This window comes from endosymbiont of Lamellibrachia barhami (assembly GCF_011947365.2).
Lineage (GTDB): Bacteria > Pseudomonadota > Gammaproteobacteria > Chromatiales > Chromatiaceae > QGON01.
This window is the reverse complement of the sequence record NZ_JAAVSH020000001.1, coordinates 563,324-588,780: the sequence shown is the minus strand read 5'-3', so window position 1 is coordinate 588,780 and position 25,457 is coordinate 563,324. Positions and strand designations below refer to the sequence as shown.

Annotated in this window: 30 protein-coding genes; 12 read left to right on the top strand and 18 right to left on the bottom strand. The window is 55.7% G+C overall.

Annotated elements, in window-relative coordinates; translation table 11 throughout:
- Window positions 1–29: 29 nt before the first annotated feature.
- Both cysQ and nudE read right to left on the bottom strand, forming a co-directional pair.
- Complete coding sequence (gene cysQ / locus G9Q73_RS02500) at window positions 30–827, bottom strand: 3'(2'),5'-bisphosphate nucleotidase CysQ (RefSeq protein ID WP_177418348.1); 798 nt, start codon at window positions 825–827, stop codon at window positions 30–32.
- Window positions 828–1,370 (bottom strand): ADP compounds hydrolase NudE, encoded by a 543-nt coding sequence (nudE, locus tag G9Q73_RS02495; RefSeq protein WP_177421212.1) that lies wholly within the window; start codon window positions 1,368–1,370, stop codon window positions 828–830.
- A 136-nt stretch (window positions 1,371–1,506) separates the two neighbouring features.
- On the opposite strand from nudE, the gene yrfG reads away from it, so the two are divergent.
- Entirely contained in the window at window positions 1,507–2,172 is a 666-nt protein-coding gene (gene yrfG / locus G9Q73_RS02490) for a GMP/IMP nucleotidase (RefSeq protein WP_177418347.1), read from the top strand.
- Here yrfG and G9Q73_RS02485 read toward each other — a convergent pair.
- The 3 genes from G9Q73_RS02485 to rhlB are packed head-to-tail and all read right to left on the bottom strand — an operon-like array spanning window position 2,169 to window position 4,486.
- Window positions 2,169–2,768 (bottom strand): DUF938 domain-containing protein, encoded by a 600-nt coding sequence (locus G9Q73_RS02485; RefSeq protein WP_177418346.1) that lies wholly within the window; start codon window positions 2,766–2,768, stop codon window positions 2,169–2,171. The two genes, yrfG and G9Q73_RS02485, sit on opposite strands and share 4 nt — an antisense overlap.
- Window positions 2,769–3,131 carry a YkgJ family cysteine cluster protein gene (locus tag G9Q73_RS02480; RefSeq protein ID WP_177418345.1) on the bottom strand — a complete coding sequence of 121 codons (363 nt, stop codon included), beginning with the start codon at window positions 3,129–3,131 and terminating at the stop codon, window positions 2,769–2,771.
- A gap of 5 nt (window positions 3,132–3,136) precedes the next feature.
- On the bottom strand, window positions 3,137–4,486 hold the full coding sequence (gene rhlB, locus G9Q73_RS02475) for an ATP-dependent RNA helicase RhlB (protein WP_177418344.1): 1,350 nt from the start codon (window positions 4,484–4,486) through the stop codon (window positions 3,137–3,139).
- A gap of 207 nt (window positions 4,487–4,693) precedes the next feature.
- On the opposite strand from rhlB, the gene trxA reads away from it, so the two are divergent.
- The 9 genes from trxA (at window position 4,694) to G9Q73_RS02435 (ending at window position 13,771) form a co-directional block, all read left to right on the top strand.
- Complete coding sequence (trxA, locus tag G9Q73_RS02470; protein ID WP_177418343.1) at window positions 4,694–5,020, top strand: thioredoxin TrxA; 327 nt, start codon at window positions 4,694–4,696, stop codon at window positions 5,018–5,020.
- A gap of 173 nt (window positions 5,021–5,193) precedes the next feature.
- Window positions 5,194–6,453, top strand: a complete 1,260-nt coding sequence (gene rho, locus G9Q73_RS02465) for a transcription termination factor Rho (protein ID WP_177418342.1) — start codon at window positions 5,194–5,196, stop codon at window positions 6,451–6,453.
- 374 nt (window positions 6,454–6,827) lie between these two features.
- Entirely contained in the window at window positions 6,828–7,487 is a 660-nt protein-coding gene (gene murU, locus G9Q73_RS02460; protein WP_177418341.1) for an N-acetylmuramate alpha-1-phosphate uridylyltransferase MurU, read from the top strand.
- Between the two features lie 8 nt (window positions 7,488–7,495).
- Window positions 7,496–8,914, top strand: coding sequence for a glutamate-cysteine ligase family protein (locus G9Q73_RS02455; RefSeq protein WP_177418340.1), 1,419 nt, complete (start codon window positions 7,496–7,498; stop codon window positions 8,912–8,914).
- Between the two features lie 117 nt (window positions 8,915–9,031).
- A complete protein-coding gene (locus G9Q73_RS19935; RefSeq protein ID WP_281397545.1) occupies window positions 9,032–9,157 on the top strand; it encodes a hypothetical protein in 126 nt (41 codons plus the stop codon).
- A 798-nt stretch (window positions 9,158–9,955) separates the two neighbouring features.
- Window positions 9,956–10,285 carry a glutamate--cysteine ligase family protein gene (locus tag G9Q73_RS02450; RefSeq protein WP_177418339.1) on the top strand — a complete coding sequence of 110 codons (330 nt, stop codon included), beginning with the start codon at window positions 9,956–9,958 and terminating at the stop codon, window positions 10,283–10,285.
- A 117-nt stretch (window positions 10,286–10,402) separates the two neighbouring features.
- On the top strand, window positions 10,403–11,428 hold the full coding sequence (locus G9Q73_RS02445) for a M14 family metallopeptidase (RefSeq protein ID WP_177418338.1): 1,026 nt from the start codon (window positions 10,403–10,405) through the stop codon (window positions 11,426–11,428).
- Window positions 11,429–11,500: 72 nt separating this feature from the next.
- Window positions 11,501–12,574 carry a CNNM domain-containing protein gene (locus tag G9Q73_RS02440; protein WP_177418337.1) on the top strand — a complete coding sequence of 358 codons (1,074 nt, stop codon included), beginning with the start codon at window positions 11,501–11,503 and terminating at the stop codon, window positions 12,572–12,574.
- A 234-nt stretch (window positions 12,575–12,808) separates the two neighbouring features.
- Complete coding sequence (locus G9Q73_RS02435) at window positions 12,809–13,771, top strand: CHAD domain-containing protein (RefSeq protein ID WP_177418336.1); 963 nt, start codon at window positions 12,809–12,811, stop codon at window positions 13,769–13,771.
- A 504-nt stretch (window positions 13,772–14,275) separates the two neighbouring features.
- Here the strand turns inward: G9Q73_RS02435 and G9Q73_RS02430 are convergent.
- The 8 genes from G9Q73_RS02430 to G9Q73_RS20650 form a co-directional block, all read right to left on the bottom strand.
- Complete coding sequence (locus G9Q73_RS02430; protein WP_177418335.1) at window positions 14,276–14,815, bottom strand: PEP-CTERM sorting domain-containing protein; 540 nt, start codon at window positions 14,813–14,815, stop codon at window positions 14,276–14,278.
- A 524-nt stretch (window positions 14,816–15,339) separates the two neighbouring features.
- Window positions 15,340–16,092, bottom strand: a complete 753-nt coding sequence (locus G9Q73_RS02425) for a YdcF family protein (protein ID WP_177418334.1) — start codon at window positions 16,090–16,092, stop codon at window positions 15,340–15,342.
- 10 nt (window positions 16,093–16,102) lie between these two features.
- Entirely contained in the window at window positions 16,103–17,080 is a 978-nt protein-coding gene (gene lipA / locus G9Q73_RS02420) for a lipoyl synthase (RefSeq protein WP_177418333.1), read from the bottom strand.
- Window positions 17,080–17,724, bottom strand: coding sequence for a lipoyl(octanoyl) transferase LipB (gene lipB / locus G9Q73_RS02415; RefSeq protein WP_177418332.1), 645 nt, complete (start codon window positions 17,722–17,724; stop codon window positions 17,080–17,082). Before lipB ends, lipA begins: the two co-directional genes overlap by 1 nt.
- Before the next feature lie 3 nt (window positions 17,725–17,727).
- Window positions 17,728–18,003, bottom strand: coding sequence for a YbeD family protein (locus tag G9Q73_RS02410; RefSeq protein ID WP_177418331.1), 276 nt, complete (start codon window positions 18,001–18,003; stop codon window positions 17,728–17,730).
- 105 nt (window positions 18,004–18,108) lie between these two features.
- Window positions 18,109–18,501, bottom strand: coding sequence for a hypothetical protein (locus G9Q73_RS19330; RefSeq protein WP_246345463.1), 393 nt, complete (start codon window positions 18,499–18,501; stop codon window positions 18,109–18,111).
- 121 nt (window positions 18,502–18,622) lie between these two features.
- Entirely contained in the window at window positions 18,623–18,889 is a 267-nt protein-coding gene (locus tag G9Q73_RS19930; RefSeq protein WP_281397543.1) for a D-alanyl-D-alanine carboxypeptidase family protein, read from the bottom strand.
- A complete protein-coding gene (locus tag G9Q73_RS20650) occupies window positions 18,828–19,040 on the bottom strand; it encodes a D-alanyl-D-alanine carboxypeptidase family protein (protein WP_281397542.1) in 213 nt (70 codons plus the stop codon). The genes G9Q73_RS19930 and G9Q73_RS20650 overlap by 62 nt, the downstream gene beginning before the upstream one ends.
- Before the next feature lie 96 nt (window positions 19,041–19,136).
- Here G9Q73_RS20650 and G9Q73_RS19320 point away from each other — a divergent pair, with 96 nt between their 5' ends.
- Entirely contained in the window at window positions 19,137–19,286 is a 150-nt protein-coding gene (locus G9Q73_RS19320; RefSeq protein WP_246344930.1) for a hypothetical protein, read from the top strand.
- A 6-nt stretch (window positions 19,287–19,292) separates the two neighbouring features.
- Window positions 19,293–21,782: a hybrid sensor histidine kinase/response regulator gene (locus G9Q73_RS02400; RefSeq protein WP_177418330.1), complete on the top strand. Its 2,490-nt coding sequence runs from the start codon at window positions 19,293–19,295 to the stop codon at window positions 21,780–21,782.
- 54 nt (window positions 21,783–21,836) lie between these two features.
- Here the strand turns inward: G9Q73_RS02400 and G9Q73_RS02395 are convergent, their stop codons facing one another.
- The 5 genes from G9Q73_RS02395 to G9Q73_RS02375 form a co-directional block, all read right to left on the bottom strand.
- Window positions 21,837–22,247, bottom strand: a complete 411-nt coding sequence (locus G9Q73_RS02395) for a hypothetical protein (protein ID WP_177418329.1) — start codon at window positions 22,245–22,247, stop codon at window positions 21,837–21,839.
- Between the two features lie 283 nt (window positions 22,248–22,530).
- Window positions 22,531–23,862, bottom strand: a complete 1,332-nt coding sequence (locus G9Q73_RS02390; RefSeq protein ID WP_177418328.1) for a sensor histidine kinase — start codon at window positions 23,860–23,862, stop codon at window positions 22,531–22,533.
- On the bottom strand, window positions 23,859–24,527 hold the full coding sequence (locus G9Q73_RS02385) for a response regulator transcription factor (RefSeq protein ID WP_177418327.1): 669 nt from the start codon (window positions 24,525–24,527) through the stop codon (window positions 23,859–23,861). Before G9Q73_RS02385 ends, G9Q73_RS02390 begins: the two co-directional genes overlap by 4 nt.
- A gap of 3 nt (window positions 24,528–24,530) precedes the next feature.
- Entirely contained in the window at window positions 24,531–24,833 is a 303-nt protein-coding gene (locus G9Q73_RS02380) for a PepSY domain-containing protein (RefSeq protein ID WP_177418326.1), read from the bottom strand.
- An 11-nt stretch (window positions 24,834–24,844) separates the two neighbouring features.
- Window positions 24,845–25,408, bottom strand: coding sequence for a diheme cytochrome c (locus G9Q73_RS02375; protein ID WP_246344928.1), 564 nt, complete (start codon window positions 25,406–25,408; stop codon window positions 24,845–24,847).
- Window positions 25,409–25,457 lie beyond the last annotated feature (49 nt).

Sequence of the window (25,457 nt, the reverse complement as noted above, 5' to 3'; positions counted from 1 at the left end):
TGGTCTAACCCGTATGGCGGTTAACCGCACTACAGATAGGCTGACCAGTCTTCCGAAAGATCGCCGAAGACAAAAAAGTGGGGATTCAATAGCGAAGGTTTGGTGTTGTACAAAAGCGGTCTCATTTGGGTATCGGTGATGCGCCCGCCAGCCGCCTCGACAATTGCCTGGGCCGCAGCGGTATCCCACTCGGAGGTGGGGCCGAGACGGGCATAGAGGTCGGCCTTGCCTTCGGCAACCAGGCAGGATTTCAGGGAACTGCCCATCGGGATCAGTTTGTGGCCCCCGATCCGTTGCAGAAATGCCTGTAACTGCGGGCCTGCGTGAGAGCGGCTGCCGGCGATGATGGGTGGGTGGCGGCGTTGCCGGGTCACATGAATGTTTTCAGGGGGTAGCTGTTGTCGGATACGCCAGGCCTTGCCGTCACCAGTGCAGTAGTAGGCGATGTCGAGGATCGGCGCATAGATCACTCCGGCAATCGGTTGCTGCTCTTCGATGAGTGCGATGTTGACGCTGAACTCCCCATTGTGTTTGATGAACTCTTTGGTGCCGTCAAGGGGATCGACCAGCCAGTAGCGCGACCATTTTTTCCGGGTCTCGAATGGGATCGCCTGTGACTCCTCCGAGAGCACAGGGATCTCCGGTGTCAGTTCTTTGAGGGCCGTGACGATGACCCGGTGCGCGGCGAGATCCGCCTCGGTGAGTGGCGTGTGGTCGGTCTTTTCAGTGACGCTGAACCCGGAATTGTAGATAGCCAGAATGGCATCGCCCGCTTGTTTGGCAAGGTCGAGCAGGGTCTGGACCGGGACTGGCAGGAGGGAAGCCATTTAATATCCAAACTGTTTGCGTGTCAGGCTGATGGCGGCAATGGAGCGTGACTCGGTGAAATCGGGTTGTGCCAGCAGTTCATCCCAGGCCGAAAGTTTCCAGGGAACGATTTCGATGGGTTCAGGTTCGTCACCCTCCTGCTTGTCGGGAAAGAGATCCCGGGCCAGAATGATGTGGGTGAAGTGCTGGATATAGGCTGGGGCGATGCTTACCGTACGCAGCAGTTCCAGTCGATTGGCGCCGTAGCCGACCTCCTCGCGGATTTCACGGTCGGCGGCCTGCAGCGGATCCTCTCCCACCTCGATACGTCCCTTGGGCAGGCCGAGTTGGTAGTCGTGGCTACCGGCGGCATATTCGCGAATCAGCAGTACGGTTTCGTCATCCAGCATGGGTACGATCATCACCGAGCCGCGGCTACCGCCGAGCAGCCGCTCATAGTTGCGCAACTCGCCGTTGGAAAACTCCAGGTTGAGCGCCTCGACCCGGAAGATCCGGGATTGGGCTGCAATTTTCTGCTTCAGGATTTTGGGTTTTTGCGGCATCTTGTTTCGACTGTCTGTTTGGGCGGCCATCTTACCGGAATCACCGGGCGTGGGGCGAATCCACGTCAGCTGTTAGACTTAGACTCTCCGGAAAACTCGTCTGGCCGTACTTTATCCTTGAGGGCAAATCACACCGATGATCGACTGGAACCAAATCGATACCGTTTTGCTCGACATGGACGGTACCCTGCTGGATCTGCATTTCGACAACCACTTCTGGCTGGAGTATGTGCCGCAACGCTATGCCGAAGCGCGGGGGCTCTCTCTGGACGCGTCGAAAGCAGAGTTGCTGGGGCGTTACAAAGACATGGAAGGCACGCTGGAGTGGTACTGCGTCGATCACTGGAGTCGGGAGCTGGGGCTGGACATCGCGCTGTTGAAAGCGGAGGTGGACCATCTGATCGCCGTCCACCCCCATGTGATCGACTTCCTGGATCAGCTGATGTGCGCCGGCAAGCGCCGGGTGCTGGTGACCAATGCCCATCAAAAGGCGCTGGCATTGAAGATGGACCGCACCCATCTGGCGGGATTTTTCGACCGGATCATCTGTGCCCACGACTTAGGGCTGCCGAAAGAGGATCCCGCGTTCTGGGACAAACTGCAGAAGGTGGAACCCTTCGACCGGGAGCGGACCCTGTTCGTGGACGATAGCTTGTCGGTGCTTCAGTCGGCTGAAAACTACGGCATCAAGTGGTTGCTGGCGGTGGTGGCGGCGGACTCAAAGGGGCCCTTGCGGGAGGCGGGCCACTTTCCGGCGATACATGACTTTTCGGAAGTGATACGGGGATTGTATTGCAGTTAACCGTTCTCGATTTTTACCCAGCAGAGTATCCGGTTGTTGGCCGGCATTTCATAGTCCTTGAGCAAAACCATACCCCTTTTGTGCGCAAGTGCGTCGAGGGCCTCGAAATCCCGGATACCGCTCTGCGGGTCGCGCGCCTTGAGCCAGTCGTCGAAACGGGCGTTGCTGTCGCTGGTAAAGCGGTTGTTGTAGTTGAAGGGGCCGTAGAGTGTAAACAGGCCATTTTCCGGTAGTAGCTCCGCAACCCCGGAGAACAGAGCTTCGACCTCGTGCCAGTGCATGATGTGGGCTGTGTTGGCGGAGAAGACTGCGTCGACCTGCAGTGAGGGCCAGGCGGGCTGGCACACATCGAGCTGCAGAGGGTGACGGGCGTTGGGCAGATCGGCTTCGTCGAGCCAGAGGTGGATGCCCTCGTGATGGGTTGCCTGGTCGCTGGTGTGCCAGGTTAGGTGGGGCATTTTACGGGCAAAGAAGACGGCGTGCTGGCCGCTGCCGCTGCCGATCTCCAGTACGTTTACGCAGCGGGCGAAGAGGGGTTCTATAACCGTCAGGATAGGGGTCCGGTTCTGATCGCAGGATTCTGCGTAGGGCTTCATCTATCGGCCCCAGGTCTTGAATCGTTTCTTGCAGTAGCTCAACAGTTCAGCATAGTTGCGGAAGTAGAGTTCGAGCCCCTCTTCGGCGGGGGCGTCGAATTCACACCAGTCGTTTTCGTAATCGCGGCAGATCTGCGGCCGTTCGTCGTAGATGCCGCAGCCGCCATTGGGCTGGATGTGTTCGCAGCGCCCCTGAAAGATCAGAAACCAGCCATCCTCATCCTTGTAGACCTCCACGCCCTGGTGGGAGACCTGCCACAATAGATGTTCAAAATCGGATTTTGCGCGGGGGGCAGCCCCCAAGGCCTCTGTGATGTAGGTGCAGCACTTGGCGTTTGTGCAGCGGCCGCATTTATCGTCCATTTTTGCTACTGTGTTCCACCACCCTCAGGTGGCTTGGAGCGGCGGTGGTGCGGTTTGCCTGAGCCGTCCGGTCTTTTGTGGCCTCTGTGGTGGTGGCCCTTACCATGGCTCTTGCGACCGTCTTTCTGATGGCGCTGATTTCGGCTGCCCTTTTCAGGATAGATGCGGCTCTTGGGATCGATCTCCGCCAGCAGCGCTGGATCGACCGATTCCAAGGGGATGCGGTGACCCACGAAGGTTTCGATGTCAGGCAGGGAGAAGGCATGAGTCTCGCAGGCGAAGCTGATGGCGTCGCCACTGGCGCCAGCCCGGGCAGTACGGCCGATACGGTGGACATAGTCCTCTGCGTCCTCCGGCAGGTCGAAGTTGACCACGTGGGAGACGTCGCTGATGTGCAGTCCCCTGGCGGCCACGTCGGTGGCCACCAGGACCGAGACCTCACCGTTCTGAAACTTTTTCAACAGGCTGAGACGTTTCTTCTGCGGCACATCTCCGGAGAGTACTGCGGTCTCGATGCCATTGCCCTGAAGAAAGCCCCAGACCTTGTCCGCAGTGCGCTTGGTATTGATGAAGACGATGATGCGGGAATTCTCCAGGCTGCGCAGCAACCCGATCAACAGCGGGATCTTCTCCTCGTTGGCGGTCATGTAACAGACCTCGCGCACATTCTCGGCAGTCACCTGTTGCGGTTCCACCTCCACGTTCTGCGGGTTGTTCATGTGCTCGTAAGCCAGTTCCTTTACCCGGTAGGAGAGGGTGGCGGAGAAGAGCATTCCCAGACGTTTTTCCGGCTTGGGGCAGCGCCGCAGCATGAAGCGGATGTCCTTGATGAAGCCGAGGTCGAACATGCGGTCCGCCTCGTCGAGCACGATGACCTGAATCGCTTTCAGATCGTAGACACCCTGTTTGAGATAGTCGATGAGTCGGCCGGGAGTGCCGATGAGAATGTCGACACCCTCTTGCAGTTGCCTGCGTTGCTCTTCATAAGCGGTGCCGCCGAAGACCACCGCCGAGGTGAAATTTGTGTGTTTGGTCAGGGTCACCGCATCGTTGTGGATCTGCACTGCCAGTTCGCGGGTAGGCGCAACGATCAATGCCCGGGGCTGATTGGCCCGGCGTGACTCATCGGCCGGGTGGACGGTCAGATGCTGCAGGGTCGCAACCAGAAAGGCGGCGGTTTTACCGGTGCCGGTCTGGGCCTGTCCCGCAAGATCCTGCCCGGTGAGGGCGATGGGCAGGGCTTCCGCCTGGATCGGTGTGCAGTAGGTGAATCCGGCTTCCGCTATGCCCTGTTGGATCCCTGGGGCCAGATCGAAAGAGTCAAATCTTGTGTCTGTCAGGTGTTTTTCGCTCATGGCGGGCTAGGATACATTATTTTTTTGCTTTTGGGACTTGTAATAGAGACAGTTTTTCGATCAAATAGGGCTTTGTGCCGTGGGCAGCACTCTATTTGCTGCCGAAACAAGAACCAAGCGGCGTTTGGATTCATAGCTTGAGACACCGATGCAATTCTGCATGAGCCGGTGTATTTTTCCGCAGATATTATTGGAGAGACTCCTAGAATGAGTGAGCAGATTGTCCATGTAACGGATGATTCATTTGAATCAGACGTGCTTCAGGCAGGCAAGCCGGTACTGATCGACTATTGGGCCGAATGGTGTGGTCCCTGCAAGATGATCGCGCCGGTGCTCGATGATATCGCAGGTGAGTACAGTGATCGGCTGATCGTGGCCAAGCTGAATATCGATGACAATCCCAATACCCCGCCTCGTTATGGCATCCGGGGTATTCCTACCCTGATGCTGTTCAAGGACGGTCAGGTAGAGGCAACCAAGGTGGGCGCAGTATCCAAATCCCAGTTGATTGCCTTCATCGATAACAATCTGTAACTGGCTGTCCCCGGCGCGTCTGCTACACTCTATAAATAATCAAAGCGCGTCTCTGAATGCAGCCCTTTCAAGCCTGATTCCAGTTTTCAAATGATTTGATGCACCTGCCAGACAGGTGCGGTTTTCCTTTCCCCCCTATCCTATCTGAATTAACAACACCCCAAAAAACCATTATGAATCTTACTGAACTTAAAAAGATGCCGGTTCCAGAACTGGCCAGCCTGACGCGAGAAATGAAAATCGAGGGTATGTCTCGCACCCGTAAACAGGATCTGATCTTTGCCATCCTCAAGGCCCATGCGAAGAAGGGCGAGGATATCTATGGTGACGGGGTGCTGGAGATTCTGCAGGATGGTTTTGGATTTCTGCGTTCCGCAGACAGCTCCTATCTGGCCGGACCCGATGACATCTACGTCTCCCCCAGTCAGATTCGTCGTTTCAGCCTGCGTACCGGTGATACCATCTCCGGTAAGATTCGCCCGCCGAAGGATGGTGAGCGCTACTTCGCCCTGCTCAAGGTTGCCGAGATCAACTTCGACAAGCCGGAGAATGCAAAGAACAAGATTCTGTTTGAAAACTTCACCCCGTTGTTTGCCAACAAGAAGTTTACTCTCGAACAGGGTAACGGCAGTACCGAGGATATCACTGCCCGCACCATCGAACTCTGCGCCCCGATCGGTAAGGGACAGCGTGGCCTGATCGTCTCCCCGCCCAAGGCGGGCAAGACGATGATGCTGCAAAACATCGCCCAGTCCATTGCCCACAACCATCCAGAGTGCCATCTCATCATACTGCTCATCGATGAGCGTCCTGAAGAGGTGACCGAGATGGCCCGCTCGGTAAGCCGTGCCGAGGTGATCTCCTCCACCTTCGACGAACCTGCCACCCGCCACGTACAGGTGGCCGAGATGGTGATTGCCAAGGCCAAGCGCCTGGTTGAACACAAGAAGGATGTGGTGATATTGCTAGACTCCATCACCCGTCTGGCCCGCGCCTACAATACTGTGATTCCCTCTTCCGGTAAGGTGTTGACCGGTGGTGTGGACGCCAACGCCCTGCACCGTCCGAAACGTTTCTTCGGTGCCGCGCGTAACGTGGAGGAGGGCGGTTCCCTGACCATTCTCGCCACCGCGCTAGTAGAGACCGGTTCGCGCATGGATGATGTGATCTACGAAGAGTTCAAGGGTACCGGCAACATGGAGGTTCATCTGGATCGCCGCATCGCCGAGAAGCGCATCTTCCCGGCGATTAATATCAACCGCTCGGGCACCCGTCGTGAAGAGCTGCTGATGAAACCCGACGAGTTGCAGAAGATGTGGATCCTGCGCAAGATCCTCCATCCCATGGATGAACTGGCGGCCATGGAGTTTCTCTTCGACAAGCTCAAGGCCACCAAGACGAATGAAGAGTTTTTTAGTTCGATGAAAAGGTAAAAAAGGCGAAAGGCGAAAGGCGAAAGGCGAAAGGCTAAAGGTTAAAGGAGGTTGTGCCACAGGATAGGCCTAACGCTGTCGTTATTACTACTGTTGGCTGGGCATCTGATTCCGGCCAAAACTTCGATACACTAAATTTTTCTGTAGGCCCGATCAAGCGTAGCGGATCGGGCATCCAAGCTGTGGCAGAGCATATAGGTTGCCGGTTCCGCTGCGCTTGAACTGGCCTACGTGCTTTCAACTGCGGTAACGACAAAGCCCGGACTCTCCTGTGGCACAACCTCCTTTAACCTTTAGCCTTCCACCCAGTAGCCCCTCCCCCAAAATTCCGCTAGCATCTCCCCGACAACCCCTCCATCCGAGTCCGGTGCCCCATGAAAGCCATGATCCTGGCCGCCGGTCGGGGTGAGCGTATGCGCCCCCTGACTGACCACATCCCAAAGCCGCTGCTGCCGGTGGCTGGCAAACCCCTCATCGAATATCACATCGAAGCGCTTGCGGGAGCAGGTGTCCGGGAACTGGTCATCAATCATGCACACCTGGGGAAACAGATCGAAGTGGCGCTGGGTGACGGCTCCCGTTGGGGCGTCACGATCCACTACTCGGCCGAATCTCCTGCGTTGGAAACCGGCGGAGGTATCTTTCGTGCGCTACCCTTATTGGGAGAGGCCCCTTTTCTGGTGGTGAACGGCGATGTCTGGTGCGAAATCGATTATGCGGGGCTGGTTCTGCCCCCTGGCCGGCTGGCCCACTTGGTGATGGTGCCGAACCCATCGCACCATCCGGTGGGGGACTTCTCGCTGGAGGGTGATACGCTGATGGATGCTGGCAGTGGACGTTTGACCTTTAGCGGTATCGGACTCTACGCTCCGGCACTGTTTGCCGGATGTGATTCCGGCGCCTTTCCTCTGGGACCGTTGTTGCGCAGTGCAATGGCGGCAGGAAAAGTGAGCGGTGAGGCATTTTTGGGGCGCTGGTCCGATGTGGGTACCCCGCAACGGTTGGCGGCGCTGGAGCAATCCTTGTCTGGATAGTGGGAGATATGGGACAGGAGATCTCATCAAGCCATTTTGGCCCCGATGACTTTGCTGAGTTTCATGCGCGGCTGGAAGCGGAGACAAGTCTGCTGGCGGACTGGTTCAAAGAGGGACGTTTTGTCCAAGAGCCGCCGATCGGTGGCTTTGAGCTGGAGGCCTGGCTGATCGGCCCCGATGCGGAACCGGCGCCATTGAATCAGGTGCTCCTGCAGCGCTTGGATAATCCCCTGGTGGTCTCCGAACTGGCCACTTTCAACCTGGAACTCAACAGTACACCCCTGCATCTGGAAGGCAGTGTCTTTACCCGCATGGCAGAGGAGTTGGGGCAGCTTTGGACTGCGTGCAACCAGACTGCCGCCCCGCTGGAAATGCGGCTCGGGATGATCGGAATTCTACCCAGTCTGCGCCAGTCGCACCTGACCCTGGCCAACATGTCACCCCTCAATCGCTACCGGGCGCTCAATGAGCAGGTCTTCAGGCTACGCGAAGGGCGGTCGATTGAAGTGGATATCGAGGGTCGTGACAGACTGAAGTTGAATCATGACGATGTCATGCTTGAGTCCGCCACCACCTCGTTCCAGATACATCTGCAGGTCGATCCGGCCAAGGCTGCCCGCGCCTATAACCTTTCAAAAATAGTCTCGGCTCCGATGGTGGCGGTAACCGCCAATTCCCCCTATCTCTTTGGTTATGATCTCTGGGATGAAACCCGCATACCCCTTTTTGAACAGGCGATCTCTGTCGGGGCTTCAGACCTGACCAAGCGTGTCAGCTTCGGCGTCCGTTATGTGCGGGAGTCGATGATGGAGAACTTCAGCGCCAACCTCGAACGCTATCCGATACTGCTGCCCCGATTGATGGATGAGCCGGTTGAGCAGCTTGCACATCTACGGCTGCACAATGGCACCATCTGGCGCTGGAACCGCCCATTGATCGCCTTCGATGAAACCGATGGCCCCCATCTGCGTATCGAGCACCGGGTGGCGCCGGCAGGACCCAGCGTGCAGGACACTATCGCCAATGCCGCTTTCTACTTCGGTATGATAAGGGGATTGATTGAAAACGATGAGAGGCTGGAGAATCTTCTGGGTTTTATGCGGGCGCGGAGTAATTTTTATGCGGCGGCCCGGCTGGGACTGGAGGCGGAGGTGCACTGGCTTGATGGGAAGCCAGTGCGTGTCGATCAACTGATTCTGCAGCAGTTGCTGTCCAAGGCGCGCCTTGGGCTTGCACTGCTCAGCGTGGATCGGGCCGAGAGCGATCACTGGCTGGGCATCATCGAGGCCAGGGTCAAGACGAAGATGAATGGAGCAGCCTGGCAGCGCGCCTGGGTGGTGCGCCATGGTCGCGATATGGCGGCACTGAGTCTGGCTTATCTTGAACGGCAGGAGAGCGGTCTGCCGGTGCACGAATGGGGATTTTGACTGGACGTGACCCTGGGCCCGATCAAGCGTAGCGGATCGGGAAAATCGCCGGTTCCACAAGCTTGAGCCTGCCTGCCTGTCTTTTTCTGGAAGGACACAAACGAGTACAATCACAGGATGCTGCAGGAACTGACATCACTTCCAGAAGGGCTGCTCGGCCTTCCAGCGGATCAGCTTGAAGCGGCGCTTGGCGGTCCGGTTCTGATTCATCTGCCGGGAAAAGCAGTTGTTTTCATTCGCTGAATGTTAAAGCGACGTTGGTCAGGGAAGCGATGCCCAGCCATTCAGGAATGAAAGTTGCCGTTGTCGTTGAGATTATTTTTGAAAAGTGTTAGCGGGCAGTTTTACGGAGTCGATCTTTTGATACTGGAATGGTAGGAAAATTGCGATGAAGAATGTCATGATTGTCTCAGTTCAACATGTCCCCGACATCCACTTCAATGAGGCCTTCAGGCTACGAAGGGCGGTCGATTGAAGTGATATCGAGGTCGTGACAGACTGAAGTTGAATCATGACGATGTTACGTTGAGTCCGCCACCACCCGTTCTCCAGATACATCTGCAGGTCGATCCACACGGCCGCCTGTTTATAACCTTTCTAAAATAGTCTGTTCTCCGATGGTGGCGGTAACCGCCATTCCCCATCTCGGTTATGATCTCTGGATGAAACCCGTATATCTCCCTTTGAACAGGCAACTTGTCGGGGTTTCAGACCTGACCAAAGCGTGTCAGTTGGCGTCCGTTATGTGTGGAGTCGATGATGGAGAATCAGCGCCAACCCGAACGCTATCCGATACTGCTGCCTGATTGATGATGAGCCGGTTGAGCAGCTTGCACATCTTTTTACGGCCATTGTCGGCAAATCATCTGGCTGGAAACCGCCCATTGATCGCCTTCGATGAAACCAGGTCCCCATCTGCGTATCGAGCACCGGTGGTGCCGGCAGGACCCAGCGTGCAGGACACTATCGCTTACCGCCGCTTTCTACTCGGTATGATAAGGAAATTGACGCGATGAGAGGCTGGAGAATCTTCTGGGTTTTATGCGGGCGCGGAGTAATTTTTATGCGGCGGCCCGGCTGGGACTGGAGGCGGAGGTGCACTGGCTTGACTGGAAGCAATTGCGTATCGATCAACTGATTCTGCAGCAGTTGCTGCCCAAGGCGCGCCGTGGGCTTGCGCTGCTCGGAGTGGATCGGACCGAGAGTGATCACTGGCTGGGTATCATCGAGGCCAGGGTCAAGACGAAGATGAATGGGGCAGCCTGGCAACGCGCCTGGGTGGCGCGCCATGGTCGCGATATGGCGGCATTGAGTCTGGCTTATCTTGAACGGCAGGAGAGCGGTCTGCCGGTGCACGAATGGGGATTTTGACTGGACGTGACCCTGGGCCCGATCAAGCGTAGCGGATCGGGAAAATCGCCGGTTCCACAAGCTTGAACCTGCCTGCCTGTCTTTTTCTGGAAGGACACAAACGAGTACAATCACAGGATGCTGCAGGAACTGACATCACTTCCAGAAGGGCTGCACGGCCTTCCAGCGGATCAGCTTGAAGCGGCGCTTGGCGGTCCGGTTCTGATTCATCTGCCGGGAAAACGCCCCGCGCCCCTTTTTCTCTCTGTGCTGATGCACGGCAACGAGACGGTGGGTTGGGAGGCGGTTCGCAGACTGCTCAAACGCTATGCAGGAGGCAGGGATCTACCGCGCGCGATCTCCCTCTTTATCGGTAATGTTTCCGCTGCGGCCCTGGGGTTGCGTCGGCTACCGGGACAGCCGGACTACAACCGGGTCTGGCCCGGCAGCGAGACAGATGGCACGCCGGAGCACGCCATGATGCGCCGGGTGACTGAAACCATCGCCAGACTCAAGCCGTTTGCCAGTGTCGATCTGCACAACAACACGGGCCTCAATCCCCACTACGCCTGCGTCAACCGGCTGGATGCCAGTTTTCTCCATCTCGCCAATCTATTTGGCCGCACCGTGGTCTACTTCCTGCGGCCCAAAGGGGTGCAGTCGATGGCGCTGGCGGAGATCTGCCCTGCAGTTACGCTGGAGTGCGGCAAGGTCGGCCAGGCCAGAGGGGTGAACCATGCGCTGGAGTATCTCGACGCCTGTCTGCATCTGTCTGAGCATCCGCTCAATCCTGTTGCCAATCAGGATATCGATCTCTTCCACACTGTGGCGCAGGTAAAGGTGCCGGAGACACTGAGTTTCAGTTTTGGCGATTGGGAGGCGGATATCCTTTTTGCACCGGATCTCGACCACATGAACTTCCGGGAGTTGCCCCGGGGCACCAGCCTGGGACGGGTTCTTGTCGATCGCCGGCCGATTCTGGATGTGCGGGATGAGCGCGGCGAGGATGTGACTGCACGCTTCTTTGCCGTGGAGGAGGGAGAGTTGCGACTGCGCATCCCGGTGATGCCCTCCATGCTGACTACAAACAAAGCGGTGGTGCGTCAGGATTGCCTCTGTTATCTCATGGAGCGTTACAATGCTCATCTGCATGAGCGGGATTGATCGTAAGGTTAAAGGCTAAAGGCTAAAGGTGGCTGCGACCTGGGCAGCCGCCCTTCTGGAGAGACTACTGAGATGTTGCTGCTTTTTACCTATATCTGTATCGCCTTGGGATTCTCCTTTCTCTGTTCGGTTGCTGAGGCGGTGATTCTCAGTGTCACCATGCCCTATATTGCGTTGCTGGAGCAGGAGCAGGAGCAGGAGCAGGAGGGAAAAGGTACCGGCATTCTGCTGCGCAGACTCAAGGAGGATATCAACACACCTTTGGCGGCGATCCTGACACTGAACACAACCGCACATACCATTGGCGCTGCCGGGGCGGGCGCCCAGGCGGCAGTGGTGTTTGGCAATGCCTATGTGGGGGTGGCCTCCGCAGTATTGACGTTGTTGATTCTGGTGTTCTCCGAGATCGTGCCCAAGACGCTTGGCGCCCATTATTGGCGGCAGCTGGCGCCGCTGACCGCCCATATGCTCAAATACCTGATTTTCATACTCTACCCGTTCGTCATGATGGCAAAATGGTTGACGGGAAGAATAGCCACCGAACCCACCCTGCGGGGATTCAGTCGTGAAGAGTTCGCTGCCATGGCCGACCTCGGGGCCGAAGAGGGACAGCTGGGACAGAAGGAGTCGCTGATACTGAAGAATCTGTTCCTGTTCCGGGATATGCAGGCAAGGGATGTGATGACGCCACGCTCTGTGGTGTTTGCTTTAGATGAAACGATGAGCGTAGAGGATTTTTTCCTCAAGCATGATAGCGTTCGATTTTCCCGTATCCCCCTATATGAGAGAGACCGGGAGCATATTAGTGGTTTTGTCCTGCGTAGTGATCTGTTGTTGGCCCGGGCCAGGGGGAATTCCGAAAACAGGCTGGCCAACTACTGCCGTGAACTGCCGGTACTGCCCGATTCCACATCGCTGCTCCATGCATTCGATAAGCTGCTCGACCGGCGTGCGCATATTCTGTTGATCGTGGATGAATATGGCGGCATGGAGGGTGTTCTCACCCTTGAGGATGTTCTCGAAACCCTGCTTGGAATGGAGATCATCGACGAAGGGGACAAGAATGTCGATATGCGCGAACTCGCACGTCGCCTCTGGAAGCGACGTGCAAAAGCAATGGGGCTGGATATTCCCTATAATCCCTGAATGCTTTATTTCAGATTATTCTTCAATTGAGTGGGCGACTCTGTGTTCGCTCTCGGTGCCAGTCCCGGCTCATTGGCAGTGACCCTATTGGTTCGCTGGTATGTGTTGAAATCGACCCGTGATCCTGGTGGCGCGAGGCTTCTCGGTTAAGAGTGCGCTGAAAGCCGCTACTGCTGATAGAAAAATTAGGTTAAGGCCTACCTGACGTTCCCCGAAGTCGATTTGGAGTCGATGATGAATAAAAAATCCAAAAAACATGCACATCTCGAGAAGACCATGTCGGTCAGTGATGCGATCCAGATTATTCTCAGGCACAACCTCGATTATCTGGCTGAATGGGAGCAAGCAGCCCGCTGCTTAGATGATATTGAGGGAGTGCATCAGACCCGCGTCGCATTCCGGCGCATGCGGTCAGCGTTGACCATCTTTCGGATGGTAATTCCCAAAGAGGTCTCTAAAACCTGGGCGGATAAGATGCGTGATCTGGCTGGACAGCTTGGCAGAGCACGGGACCTGGACGTTTTCATCGATGAGGCGCTGAGCAGTATTCGTGGCAAGTTACCCTTACCGGGAGCAGCAGGTCTGGAAGCGTTGGTGTATAAGCAGCGGGAAACGGTCCATGAAGAGGTTCACAGCATGTTCGACAGCGAACAGTATGCTCGCTTCAAGACCGAGTTCGGTAGCTGGATTGATAACCGAGGCTGGGAACAGGCGGATCTGAAGAAAAAGCAGCATAAGCTTAGGGAAGGAAATCTGATCTCCTTTGCCTTCAAGGTATTGGACCGACAGGAACGTCGAGTACTCGAGGCAGGGGCCTACGTCGACAAGCACTCCGCCAAGGATATGCATCGACTGCGTATCGAATGCAAGAAGCTCCGTTATGCGACCGAGTTCTTCTTTCCCATATTCGCCGGTATGGACGAGTTCATTGGTCACATGAAAGGGCTTCAGGATCTACTCGGTGTAATGAACGATGTTGCGGTCATGTACGATTTGCTGGAAGAGCTGTTGGCAGGGGTCAAAGATCCTGAGGTGCAGCAATACGCCGGTGGTATTATGGGTTGGAGGAGCTGCTACTATCACGAACTGCTTTTCGGTTTCGATCGGCGTTGGGAGGAGTTCGTGGATGCCAAGCACCCCTGGTGGAAGAAAGCCGCTTTGGCGCAGCACAATCCCATCAACACGGATGCTGTATAACGGTTGCACTTTAATCCCTGAATGCTTTATCTCAGACTATTTTTCCAATGAGTGGCCGTCTCTTCAACGTGTTTTTTCACATCGTGAACAAACTTATCGCACTGCATGTTTACGCAGCATTGATGGCATTTTTCAGCGCTGATGGGCGTACGGTCTTCCCGGTCAGGGCCACCTCATAGGGGTAGCGTCGCATAAGATGAGAAGGGGGCGCTGAGTCCCATGGCTTTATCTCCGACCGCATCGTATTGGTAGTAACACGCGGACTTTGTGAGTCCATCTACAGATTCAGTCTGGATATTTACCACTGCATATTCAGGTTGCTTGAATTTGTGCTCCCCCACTTTCCAGATGGCCGGCCTGGAGTGGGATGCCCGCTTGTTAACAAAGTGCGCGGTGGGGGCGAATTGCGAAGATAGCGAATAAGGAATTCTCAGATTCTCTCTGAGATAAAAGAAGAGAAGGCCCCACATATTTTGTGGGGCCAGGTTGTTTCAGTTTGTCTGTTCAGACTCTCCGGCGCCGGGTCAAAGAAAGTCCAGCCAGCGCAATACCCATCAATGCGAGTGCGGCGGGTTCCGGTACTCCCATGCCGCGGCCAAAGAGCATGATGTTGGAAATTTCATGGTATGAACCATCGTAGTTCCAATCATAATTAAGTATGCCGTCCTGCAGAAGATAGGCAGACCATTTTATGTCCTTGTTGTTGTTTGGGCCAGATGCCCCATCCTTCAGGATAACGACCAGATCCTCGAAGTCATTCCAGATGTTGGCGACCAGGGAAAAATCGCCGTCCAGGCCGGTGAAGTCCCCACTCCAGTAGGTGGTATTGACAGGGTCGCCAGGCTCTACCTTGTCCAACTCCGTCCAGTCATTGAAGCCAAAAAACAGGCCGTCGTTCAGTTTGTCGGCGTTTGCGGCACCACCATCGCCATCGGCGCAGTCATTAGCTGGGGTGACCCCGCCAAGACTGCAAGGGGTGGCATTGATCAAGCCGCTGAAGCCGATTCCTGCCAAAGCAACTAAGACAATTATTAAACGTTTCATAAGCGCGTCCTCCGTATGTTGTTTTGATTACGCTGCTTATTACTTCGCTATTCTCGTGCCAAAGTGGATTTTTTCTCTTTGATTCAGTAATTAAGGTCCTTTTGATGGAGCGTTTAGCCCTTTTGTCACGGAAAAAATAATCGCGTGAAAATGTGAACTAGGTCACAAATGCCTGTTTTTCAGGGAAGAATTTCTTAGTGGGAGGGTGTTTGTTTTTATCTGAAGAACCAGGAATAAAATGCATGAGTTTTGTATCGACGGGTACTTCCCATATGGGATGGATTGGCTGGGTGATCAGTGTGTAAGAAAGTCCGACATGTATTAGGATTGTTATTCATTATATCGTGCTTTATTAATGTGTTTATGGATGGGGTATGGGGGTAATTACCCATATTCTGCAGTAAAAACAATTTGTTGTTAAGTTTTCTATGTTGCTGGCAGGGGTGTAAGAAAAGCCGACAGGCTGGGAAGAAGGGAAAATAGGGTGCCTTTGGTGGCAGAAAGGGGGGTATAGCGGTAAATGACTATTTAAACCGGTACCAGATCATGCCCACATACTCATGCATTGCCATTTCAGTTTGCCGGACTGCCCGGCCATTGGGCAGTGCATTGAGCCAGGAGCTTTTACCATCGGGTTTGTAGACGAAACCGGTGGGGGCGGCAACGGCGTCGATGCCGTTGCGTGCAAAGGCATCCATCGAGCGGGGCATGTGTGAGGCAGTGGTCACCAGCAGGATGCGTTTGATGCCGAGCTTCTTGAGCAACTGGGCGGTGAAGCGGGCATTCTCCCAAGTGGTATGGCTGCGGGGTTCGATATGCGTCACGGTGACGCCAAACTCGTCGCGCAGGATCTCAGCGGAGATCCTGGCCTCAGCAGTGCCGGAGTAGACGGCATTGCCGCCACTGGGGATCACCGGCAGGCCGGTTTTATGGGCGAGCCGGGCGGCGTAGCGCAGGCGGAAGAGTACCCGTTGATTGGCGGTGTCGCCGCCATACTCCGGTGCATCGAGATAGCGCCCGCCACCGAGCACCACGATCGCCTCTGCGCCGCTGTTGGCGATCGCTTTGTTGGTCAGTGCCGGATAGCGCTCCAGCCCCGCCGTGAGCAGGCTGGCAGTGACCGGCAGACTGAGTATCCACGACAGGAGCAGGGCGAGCACGAACAGCTTGCGGCCCCAGCCGAGGCGCCAGAAGAGCAGGCCGATAAAGCCGAGTAATATTGGCCCTCCCGGTGGCAGCAGCAGGTGTTCGATGGCCTTGGTGGTGACTACGTCCATAGTCGTGCCGCTATCTGTTCAGCAATGGGTTGGCGGCTTGCAGATCCGCATGGTAGGAGGAGCGCACCAGCGGGCCGCTGGCGACATTGGTGAATCCCATGGCCTCCCCCGTCTCGCGGAGTTTATCGAACTCTTCCGGGGTGACATAACGCTCTACCGGCAGATGGTCCCGGCTGGGCTGCAGGTATTGTCCAAGGGTCAGCATCTCGCAGCCGTGGTGACGCAGATCCTGCATGACGGCCTCAACTTCGCTGAGATTCTCCCCCAGACCGAGCATGATGCCGGATTTTGTCGGTACTTCTGGACAACTGGCCCGGAAGGCCTGCAGCAGTTTCAGGGATTCGGCGTAATCGGCGCCGGGGCGGGCCTGGCGGTAGAGGCGGGGAACGGTCTCCAGGTTGTGGTTGAAGACGTCCGGCGGGACCTGGGTCAGTCTCTCCAGTGCGATCTCCATGCGCCCACGGAAGTCCGGCACCAGCACCTCGATACGGGTTTCAGGCATCCGGGTACGTACCGCTTTTATGCAATCGCGGTAGTGTTCTGCGCCGCCATCGCGCAGGTCGTCCCGGTCTACTGAGGTGATGACCACATACTTCAGGGCCATGGCCTCAATCGCCTCTGCCAGTTGGCCGGGTTCGTCGGGGTTCAATGGCTGAGGTTTGCCGTGGGCCACATCGCAAAAGGGGCAGCGCCGGGTACAGATGTCTCCCATGATCATAAAGGTGGCAGTGCCGTGCTCGAAACACTCCCCCAGGTTGGGGCAGGCTGCCTCCTCGCAGACCGAACTCAGGCCCCGTTCCCGCAGGATGCGGCGGATCCGGCTGACTTGTCTGCCCAGCGGCGCTTTGGCGCGGATCCATTTCGGTTTGCGCAGCAGTTGGTCCCGCGATTCCACCTTGACGGGAATGCGGGCGAGCTTTGCCTCGCCGCGCTGGTGGCTGTCGGGTTTTGAGCGGGAGGGGGGTTGGTACCCTTTCTGGTCTCTCATCAGGATTGTGTTGGTTCGTAAAATTCCGCAGTGTAACCTAAACCTGACGCCAGATGTTTCGCCAAATCCCGGCCAAGGGTGGGGATGTCGGTGGTCCCGTTCAGGTCTGCAAGTTGAGTTACCGTCAGACCGGGGTGGCCACAGGGGTTGATGCGGCTGAACGGCTCCAGATCCATATCCACGTTGAGGCTGAGTCCATGAAAGCTGCAGCCGTGCCTTACCCGCAGGCCAAGGGCGGCGATCTTGCTGCCATCGACGTAGACACCGGGGGCATCTGAGCGGGCGGCAGCATCTATCCCCTGGGCGGCCAACAGATCGATAACACTCTGTTCCAGGAGTGATACCAGGGCGCGTACCCCGGTCTTTGCGCCCCGCAGATCGAGCATCAGGTAGACGATCAACTGGCCAGGGCCGTGATAGGTGACCTGGCCGCCACGGTCGCTTTTGATGACGGGGATGGTGCCGGGTCGAAGCAGGTGTTCTGGTTTGCCGGCCTGACCGAGGGTGAATACCGGCGGGTGTTGCAATAGCCAGAGTTCATCACGGCTTTTTGCATCCCGGCGGTCTGTATAGTCCTGCATTGCCTGCCAGGTGGTTGCGTAGGGCTGCAGGCCAAGCTGGCGGATCAGGAGGGATTTGCTCACAGTTTATAGCGCCATCACGACCTTTTCATGGGCGGTGAGGTCGAGGTAGATGGCATCCAGTTGAGCCTTGCTGCTGGCCTGTATGGTGACGGTGACTGAAATCCACTTGCCCCCCTTGCTGGAACGTGATTTGACCGCATCCTCATGCAGGTCGGGGACGTGGCTCCTGATCATCTCAACCACCAGCAGGTCGAAGCCGGGTTCCGCCCGACCCATAGCCTTGATGGAAAAATCACAGGGGAACTCCAGCAGCGTCTCTGACTCTTGTTCGTCTTTCATGGTTTGTGATGGTTCGAGGTGTAGGCCCGATCAAGCGAAGCGGATCGGGCGTTTATAAATTGGAAAAATCCGTGGAATTGCCGGTTCCGCTGCGCTTGAACCGACCTACTCCAGCCATAACAGGGCGCTGTCTTTGGCGCGTTGCCAGAGGCTGCCCTCCGGGATCTCGTCAAGTGCAATCAGTGGAACATTGGCAACCTCTTCGTCATCCAACGTGATGCTGACCCGCCCAAGCTCCGCCCCCTTGTGGATCGGCGCCATGATCTTCGGATTCACCTCCATACGGGCACTCAGGTTCGTGTACTGCTTGCGGGGAATAGTGACCTTCAGGTCGCTGCCCAGTCCCAAGGGCAATGATTCGCGGTCGCCTTTCCAGATGCGTACCCGGTTGAGCACATCCCCTGTGCCATAAAGTTTGTGTGTCTCATAGAAGCGGAAGCCGTAGTTGAGCAGGGACTGACTTTCACTGGCCCGGATTTTTACGCTGTTGGTACCCATTACCACGGAATGAACGCATCTCTTCGCGTTTGTGATGCAGCGAGACAATACCAGCGGCTTTCCGGTAGCCGGTTTTCATACTGATCACGCTCTTATCCCGCGCCACAGCAGTTTGTTGCGGTTATGCTGCTTGATCTTGTTGAAGAGGATTTCTCTTGATACCCACTGTGCAGTATAAAACTCCTGATCGTAGCGTAGCAGCCTTGGCGATGTCCTCAGGGGTGGTGTAGTGATCCTCGTCCGGCAGGCCCGTGCTATTGGTAAAATGGCTGTCGAGCATGCCCAGGCGTTGGGCGTGATTGTTCATCACTTCGGCGAAGGTGGACTCACTGCCGGCGATGTGTTCCGCCAGCGCCACGCAGGCATCGTTGCCGGACTGGATGATCATGTATGATCAAGTCACCGAGTCTGACCCGCTTGCCCACTTCAATGAACATCTTTGAACCGCCGGTGCGCAGGTAGCACTGGCTGATCAATACTTCCTCGTCCAGGCGGATATTGCCCTCAGCAGGTTCATGGAAAACCGCATAGGCGGTCATGATCTTAGTCAGGCTGGCGGGTTCGAGTCGCTGCCCTGAGTTTTGTTCGCCAATATCTTGCCGGAGTCGAAGTCGATCAGCAGATAGCCGCTGGCAGTGAAGTTTCGGCGGGGTTGGGATCGGCTCGGTTCCTACGCACGCCCTTTCACGCCTGAAAGCCATGATGCCCTCAAGCAGGAACAGGTATTCATGGCCCGTTTCCGTGAAGACGGGGTCATAGTACCGCTCTCTCTTGGGCGCAAATAGGCCGCCATGAAGTTGGAATTCCTCAACACCCTGCGCTGGAACCTGTCACAGAAGATCGCAGTGGGGACCGGCGTGCTGACATTGATCACTGTTGTCGTTCTTGGTGGACTCTCCTATCTGGCCATGCGGCAACAGATGAATGAGACCCTGCATGCCGAGATCAATGAGAGTGTCCAGGATCTGGCTCAGCGCCTGGATGATAAATTAGCCGTAATGAACAGCACCCTGTCGTCTTTGTCGGAAAACACCCTGGTCGGCAATGCACTGGTGGATAGCATTGGGCGAGAGATCTATCTGCGCAGCTTTCTGTCCGATTTTCGCCAGATCAACGACGTTCCCGTCACCGTTGCAGTGACCGACTTTCGCGGAATACCGTTTTCCCAGAACAATGAAAGGGCGCTTGTTGTGGCCGAAGAGTGGCTGGCAGCCGTTGTCGATTCGGGAGAACGGCGCACCACCATCGTTGTCAATCATGACAAATGCTATTTTGTATTGGCCGCCCCAGTGATCTTCGCCAACACCGGTCGACCGGAAGGGGTAGTGGTCATACAGTTTGCCGCTCGTGAGTTGTTTGGATCACCGTTTTACCAGCCATCATCTTACTCCCGCTATCTTGAGGATGTATTCACCTTTCGATTTATTGAGACAATCAGTAAACAGCAAATAACCAAGACCATTGGGAATGCCAAACCCAACTTTGTTGCAGCATCTGCACCAGTTGGCAGATCAGGCATATTTGCATCGAATCAGATGGAAATCTCGGTCTATTCGAATCCTGAGAATATTCCCGAGCATATCGACCGTTTATTGTGGATCTATCTGATAACCGGACTGGTTTCCATGTTCGTTCTGATCCCGGCCAGCCGTGTACTGGCAAACTCCCTGACCCGGCGACTACGGCAGCTGGAAATGGCTACCGGCGGGATCTCCTTCGACACCGCCCAACATAACCGTCTGCCGGTAGACGGCTACGATGAAGTGTCACATCTGAGCAGGACATTCAATTCAATGCTCGAGCGCCTGGAGAGCGCCTATGTGGCACAGCGCGAGACAGGGGAGCATCTGAAAGGGGCTCTCACGTCCATGGAGCAGGCAAAGCGGGATGCAGAGGCTGCAAGCCAGGCAAAAACTGAGTTTCTGGCCAACATGAGCCATGAGTTGCGCACGCCGCTCAATGCCATCCTCGGTTTTTCCCAGGTGCTGGAAAAGAAGTGCCGACAATGCCCATCACAGCAGGAAAATCTGGGTATTGTCCTTCGCAGCAGCGAACATCTGCTGACCCTGATCAACGACGTGCTGGACATGTCTCAGATCGAGGCCGGAAAGGCAACAGTCGAGAACGAAGTCATCAATCTCCATGAGTTGCTGGAGGATGTGATCATGTTGATTCGGCCAAAACTGGAAGAGAAGGGACTCTGGTTACAACTCGAACAGGATCCGGAATTTGAACGCTATGTTCGAACCGATCCAGGCAAACTGCGTCAGATCCTGCTCAACCTGCTGGGTAATGCAGCCAAATATACCGACAAGGGGGGCGTCATCTTTCGTGCCCGCTCCCGTGAAACGGGACCTGATACAGTTCACCTGGAACTGGAGATCGAGGATACAGGCAGGGGTATTGCAGAACAGGAGCAGGCGCGGATCTTCGAAAAATTCACCCAGATCAAGCGTAATAGGGGACATAAAGAGGGTGCTGGACTGGGGCTGTCGATCTCCAAAAGCTACGCCGAACTCCTTGGTGGTGAAATAGGTCTGCAAAGTGCGTTGGGTAAAGGGTCTGTTTTTTCCCTGTCGCTTTCTGTTTCACGGGGTGAAATCGATGAAGTAGCGAAACGCGCCGACTACAGCAATGTTATCGGGCTGGAGCCGGGCCAGGCGGAATTTCGAATATTGATCGTCGAGGACAATAAAACGAATCGTCTTCTTCTGCGCAGCATTCTGGAGCGTATCGGCTTTCAGGTGCGGGAGGCGGTCGATGGTGAACAGGGGCTGAAAGTGTTTTTCGAATGGCTGCCCCAGTTGGTGCTGATGGACATCCGCATGCCCAATATGAACGGTTATGAAGCCACCCGCAGCATCAAGGCGAGTCCAGCCGGACAGGCGTGTAAAGTGATAGCGGTCAGCGCAAGCGTATTCAGGGAGGGAAAGGAAAGACTGTTCGCCGCCGGCTGTGATGACTTTCTGAGCAAACCCTTTTGGGAATCCGATATCCTTGCCCTGCTGGCAAAGCATTTAGGGGTGCGTTACCTCTATGAGGGGGCGGCTTCGAAAAAACAGGTTGTACCGCGAAAACTCGAACCGTCGGATCTCGTCATGCTTTCCGGTGAGTGGCGCAGACGTTTTCACGCCGCCATCGAGCAGGGACAGATGATGGAAATGGAGTCGCTGCTGGAAGAGATAGCCCCCCATCACAAGGAGCTGTCGGAGCAGTTGCACCATCTGGTCTCGATATATGCATTCAATCGACTGCTTGAACTGACATCTGAATACGATTGAGCAACCCCTCTACAGGCAAGGCGGGGGATTAAATTGTGGAGCGGCACCCGAGTTTTAGACACTTTCAATACGCCGCCGGTAAAAGATCGAATAGTAGCGCACACTGCCCGGTGCATGAGAGATCCAGCCGGAGAGCGCAAGAATCATCAGCAGTAGCGGCATCGACAGACTGGGCCAAAGGGCGATGGCATAGAGCAATAGCAGTTTGAGCATGATCACATGCCCACGCAACTGCAGCAGCCAGATACCGTTGGCGTAGATAAATAACAGCGACAGCAGCAGCCCGCTAGCCAGACAAAGATCGAGATAGATACGCCAGGTTTCGTCCGCCGCCGCGTAAAGATAGCCGCCTCCCACACCGGCGATACCGATCAGATGGAGTGTGCGCAGACCGATATTGATCCAACGGTGTCCTGGAAGATAACGTGACTGAGCGGGAAATAGCATTTGCTTGAGACGGGGCATCGAACATTACCAGTTGATTTTCTTGTCACTCTTCACCATTCCGGCAGAATAGACAAGCCCTACTGGCGGTCAGGCTATTTTCGAACCAGAGAGATCCACGCAAACGGCTCGGAGAGTTTGAGAGACGATCTAGGACCCGTCCGGAAACACTGTTTTCACCACGAAGCGCACGAAGAACACGAAGAAAATTCACTGTTAATCAATCTTTTACCTTCGTGTTCTTCGTGTCCTTTGTGGTTAGATGTGGGTTTCCGGATGGACACTATCTAGGGCCTGTTCCTCATCACGAGGTTTCCAGCGGCAGGACGACCTCGACCCTGATCCCCCCCAGTTCAGGAGAACGCCTGAATAGAATAGTGCCTTCGTAGAGCTTGACGATATCCCTGGCGATCGAGACGCCCAGACCATGACCCTCCACCGTCTCATCCAGGCGTACGCCACGACGGGTCAGAGCGGCTAGCTCCTGCTCCGTCAACCCCGGACCATCATCCTCGATGATCATACGGACACCGTCATCCAGTGTCATGCGGCAGACCACTCTGGACTCGGCCCATTTACAGGCATTGTCCAGCAGGTTTCCCAGCAGTTCGAGCATATCCTCCCGATCACCGAACATGGGTATATCATCATCTGCCTGCAGCCGGATATCGAGCGCCCGGTCCTGATGAATCAGTTGCAGGGTCTTCGCCAGATCCGCCAGTTCCAGATGGGGATTGAAGTGCTGTCCCGATACCCCTTTCCCAGCCAGGCGCGCACGTTTCAACTCCCGTTCCATCAAGCTGCGGATACGCTCGATCTGCGCCCAGGCCTGGGCGTTTTGCGGCGTTTGTTCATGCCCTTTACCCGTATCGAAATATCGTGTCAGCAGGTTGAGCGGACCCTTCAGCGCATGGGCAAGATTGCCGACTGCATTGCGCGAACGCTCCATGCGCTGAGTCAACAGTGACAGCAGATGATTGAACTCCTGCACCAGAGGCAGTATCTCCAGCGGCACATTTTCACAGAGTTTTACTGTCTTGCCCTGTTCCAGACTACGGACGTCATCACGTACCGCTTCGAGAGAGTGGAAAGAGCGCCGCACCACCAGACGCTGCACCAGTAACAGCAGTAACAGCCCGACAAATGCCAACAGGGCAAAACCCAGCTTGAATCGGTCACGCCGCTCCTGTATCGGAGACATATCCTCCGCCACCGCCAGGGTGATCTCGATACCGGACTTATGGAATCCCTTGACCAGGATCAGCAGTTTCTGCCCCGCGGGCCCCGCTTGGTACAGACGCGCTGCATCGCCGGGAGAGAGGGTGGGGATATCCAGAAAATGGTCCCACAGGGAGCGGGATGTAAAGACATCCCCCTCACCTAAACGGACGATATAGTAGTGCCCGGAGAGCGGTTGGCTATAGACCTGATTCAAACGCCGCCAGCGCAGCTTTGTCCTGTCTGAATCCAGCACCAGCGCTGACAATAGACTCTCTGCATCATGCTCAAGGCGGGAGGCGACAAAATCTTCCGTGAGTCCACGCACAGACTGATTACCCACGACCCACAAAACCCCGATCAACAGGACGAGACTGAGTCCCAGACCTATCTGCAGCCGGCGTTCCAGAGAGTTCAACTTTCAGCCGCCTTGAAGATGTAACCCTGACCACGCCGGGTGACTATCCGCTCCCTGCCCAGTTTATCGCGCAGGCGCCGCACATAGACCTCGATCAGGTTGCTGTCCCGGTCGAAGTCCTGCTCATAGACATGTTCGGTAAGGCGTGTCTTGGAAAGGATTTTTCCCGGATTGAGCATGAAATATCGCAGCAACCTGAACTCCGTACCCGTCAGTTCCAATATTTCTCCACTGGGAAGCCTGACACGCTGACGCTCCTCATCCAGTTCCAGCCCGGCACACTGCAGCGATTCACCTGCCATGTCATGACTGCGTCTCAGCAGCGCCAGGATTCGCACGATCAGCTCTTCCACATGAAATGGCTTGCCCAGATAGTCATCCGCACCGGCTTTGAAACCATCCACCCGTTCGTGCCATGCGTCTCTTGCAGTGAGAACGATCACAGGCACCCGGTTACCATTGCGCCGCCAGTTGGAGAGCACCTCCAGACCTGGACGCTGGGGAAGACCAAGGTCCAATATCACCAGATCGTAGGGCACTTCGTTGCCCATGAACTCCGCATCCACACCATTATCGGCAATATCCACGGCAAAGCCACGACGCTCCAGGTCGGGTTTCAGTGACTCCACCAGCAACCCATCATCCTCGACCAGCAACAGACGCACGGCTCAATCCTCCTGTTCAGACTGAATGAGTTGCCCACTCACCGCGTCGACCTTGAGTTCCCAGACGACGCCCTTCTCATCCAACATCTCGATCTCGTAGATATAGCGGTCACCCTCATGCTCGAACTCAACTTCCAGCACTCGTCCGGAATAGTGCCTCCGCACAGTTTGCAGAATCGTTTCCAGCGGCTCTATCTCGCCCCCCTGGACAAGGCGGCGGGCCTCCCGGTAGTCATCATCGGCACCGACCCCACTCGCCAGCAGAGTAAGACCAACAGCAACAGCCAGGATCCGTCTATTCAACATGGTGTAATCTCTCAGTCATCCCAGTGCCCGTAACCGGGAATTTTTATCTCATGCTCATTGAATGAACCCTGCATCGCCCGGGTATGGCAGGCGTTGCAGTTACTGAACGAGCGAACCTGTTGATTTTCCTGTACCAGTTTTTTGGGCAGTTCATTATGCTCGTGACGAAAGAAGCGTGTCTGAGTAATCCGCAATGAAAAATCTCTATCGCCTTGCGAACCCATAATTCTGTTAGGCAACCCGGCATGCACCCGTCCTGCAGCATTATCAAGGAGATATTTCCGAATGAACATCGTATCCTCATCCGGCAGCTCAGCACTCTCACCAAAATGGTCGGCCAATCCGGACATAATGCCCTCCCAGGATTGGGCGGGCAACAGGCCCGGTTGATAGGGGAAGTGACAACCCCCGCACTCCTCCACATATCGCTTTGATGCCTTTGAAGGCACACCCGACCTTGCTTCATTGGACCAGCGGGCAAAGTAGCTCCCGTCATCATCACCCATTACCTGCCCACAGCCAGCCACCGCAACAGCAGCCAAGACTATGGCACTCAACTTGTAAAAGTTTTTCATCTCTTTTCCTCACTCAATATTCGTATACTAATTCGATAAATAGAGCGCA

Coding starts and splice junctions, on each gene's coding strand:
- G9Q73_RS19935 (WP_281397545.1), top strand. CDS start 9,032: ATGCTGCAGGAACTGACATCACTTCCAGAAGGGCTGCTCGGCCTTCCA.
- G9Q73_RS02400 (WP_177418330.1), top strand. CDS start 19,293: ATGAAGTTGGAATTCCTCAACACCCTGCGCTGGAACCTGTCACAGAAG.
- G9Q73_RS19330 (WP_246345463.1), bottom strand. CDS start 18,501: ATGGGTACCAACAGCGTAAAAATCCGGGCCAGTGAAAGTCAGTCCCTG.
- G9Q73_RS02455 (WP_177418340.1), top strand. CDS start 7,496: ATGGGACAGGAGATCTCATCAAGCCATTTTGGCCCCGATGACTTTGCT.
- cysQ (WP_177418348.1), bottom strand. CDS start 827: ATGGCTTCCCTCCTGCCAGTCCCGGTCCAGACCCTGCTCGACCTTGCC.
- nudE (WP_177421212.1), bottom strand. CDS start 1,370: ATGCCGCAAAAACCCAAAATCCTGAAGCAGAAAATTGCAGCCCAATCC.
- G9Q73_RS02450 (WP_177418339.1), top strand. CDS start 9,956: ATGCGGGCGCGGAGTAATTTTTATGCGGCGGCCCGGCTGGGACTGGAG.
- lipA (WP_177418333.1), bottom strand. CDS start 17,080: ATGAGAGACCAGAAAGGGTACCAACCCCCCTCCCGCTCAAAACCCGAC.
- G9Q73_RS02440 (WP_177418337.1), top strand. CDS start 11,501: ATGTTGCTGCTTTTTACCTATATCTGTATCGCCTTGGGATTCTCCTTT.
- G9Q73_RS20650 (WP_281397542.1), bottom strand. CDS start 19,040: ATGACCGCCTATGCGGTTTTCCATGAACCTGCTGAGGGCAATATCCGC.
- G9Q73_RS02435 (WP_177418336.1), top strand. CDS start 12,809: ATGAATAAAAAATCCAAAAAACATGCACATCTCGAGAAGACCATGTCG.
- G9Q73_RS02480 (WP_177418345.1), bottom strand. CDS start 3,131: ATGGACGATAAATGCGGCCGCTGCACAAACGCCAAGTGCTGCACCTAC.
- G9Q73_RS02395 (WP_177418329.1), bottom strand. CDS start 22,247: ATGCCCCGTCTCAAGCAAATGCTATTTCCCGCTCAGTCACGTTATCTT.
- murU (WP_177418341.1), top strand. CDS start 6,828: ATGAAAGCCATGATCCTGGCCGCCGGTCGGGGTGAGCGTATGCGCCCC.
- rhlB (WP_177418344.1), bottom strand. CDS start 4,486: ATGAGCGAAAAACACCTGACAGACACAAGATTTGACTCTTTCGATCTG.
- G9Q73_RS02445 (WP_177418338.1), top strand. CDS start 10,403: ATGCTGCAGGAACTGACATCACTTCCAGAAGGGCTGCACGGCCTTCCA.
- G9Q73_RS02375 (WP_246344928.1), bottom strand. CDS start 25,408: ATGAAAAACTTTTACAAGTTGAGTGCCATAGTCTTGGCTGCTGTTGCG.
- G9Q73_RS02380 (WP_177418326.1), bottom strand. CDS start 24,833: ATGTTGAATAGACGGATCCTGGCTGTTGCTGTTGGTCTTACTCTGCTG.
- G9Q73_RS02485 (WP_177418346.1), bottom strand. CDS start 2,768: ATGAAGCCCTACGCAGAATCCTGCGATCAGAACCGGACCCCTATCCTG.
- G9Q73_RS02425 (WP_177418334.1), bottom strand. CDS start 16,092: ATGGACGTAGTCACCACCAAGGCCATCGAACACCTGCTGCTGCCACCG.
- trxA (WP_177418343.1), top strand. CDS start 4,694: ATGAGTGAGCAGATTGTCCATGTAACGGATGATTCATTTGAATCAGAC.
- yrfG (WP_177418347.1), top strand. CDS start 1,507: ATGATCGACTGGAACCAAATCGATACCGTTTTGCTCGACATGGACGGT.
- G9Q73_RS19930 (WP_281397543.1), bottom strand. CDS start 18,889: ATGATCATCCAGTCCGGCAACGATGCCTGCGTGGCGCTGGCGGAACAC.
- G9Q73_RS02430 (WP_177418335.1), bottom strand. CDS start 14,815: ATGAAACGTTTAATAATTGTCTTAGTTGCTTTGGCAGGAATCGGCTTC.
- rho (WP_177418342.1), top strand. CDS start 5,194: ATGAATCTTACTGAACTTAAAAAGATGCCGGTTCCAGAACTGGCCAGC.
- G9Q73_RS02410 (WP_177418331.1), bottom strand. CDS start 18,003: ATGAAAGACGAACAAGAGTCAGAGACGCTGCTGGAGTTCCCCTGTGAT.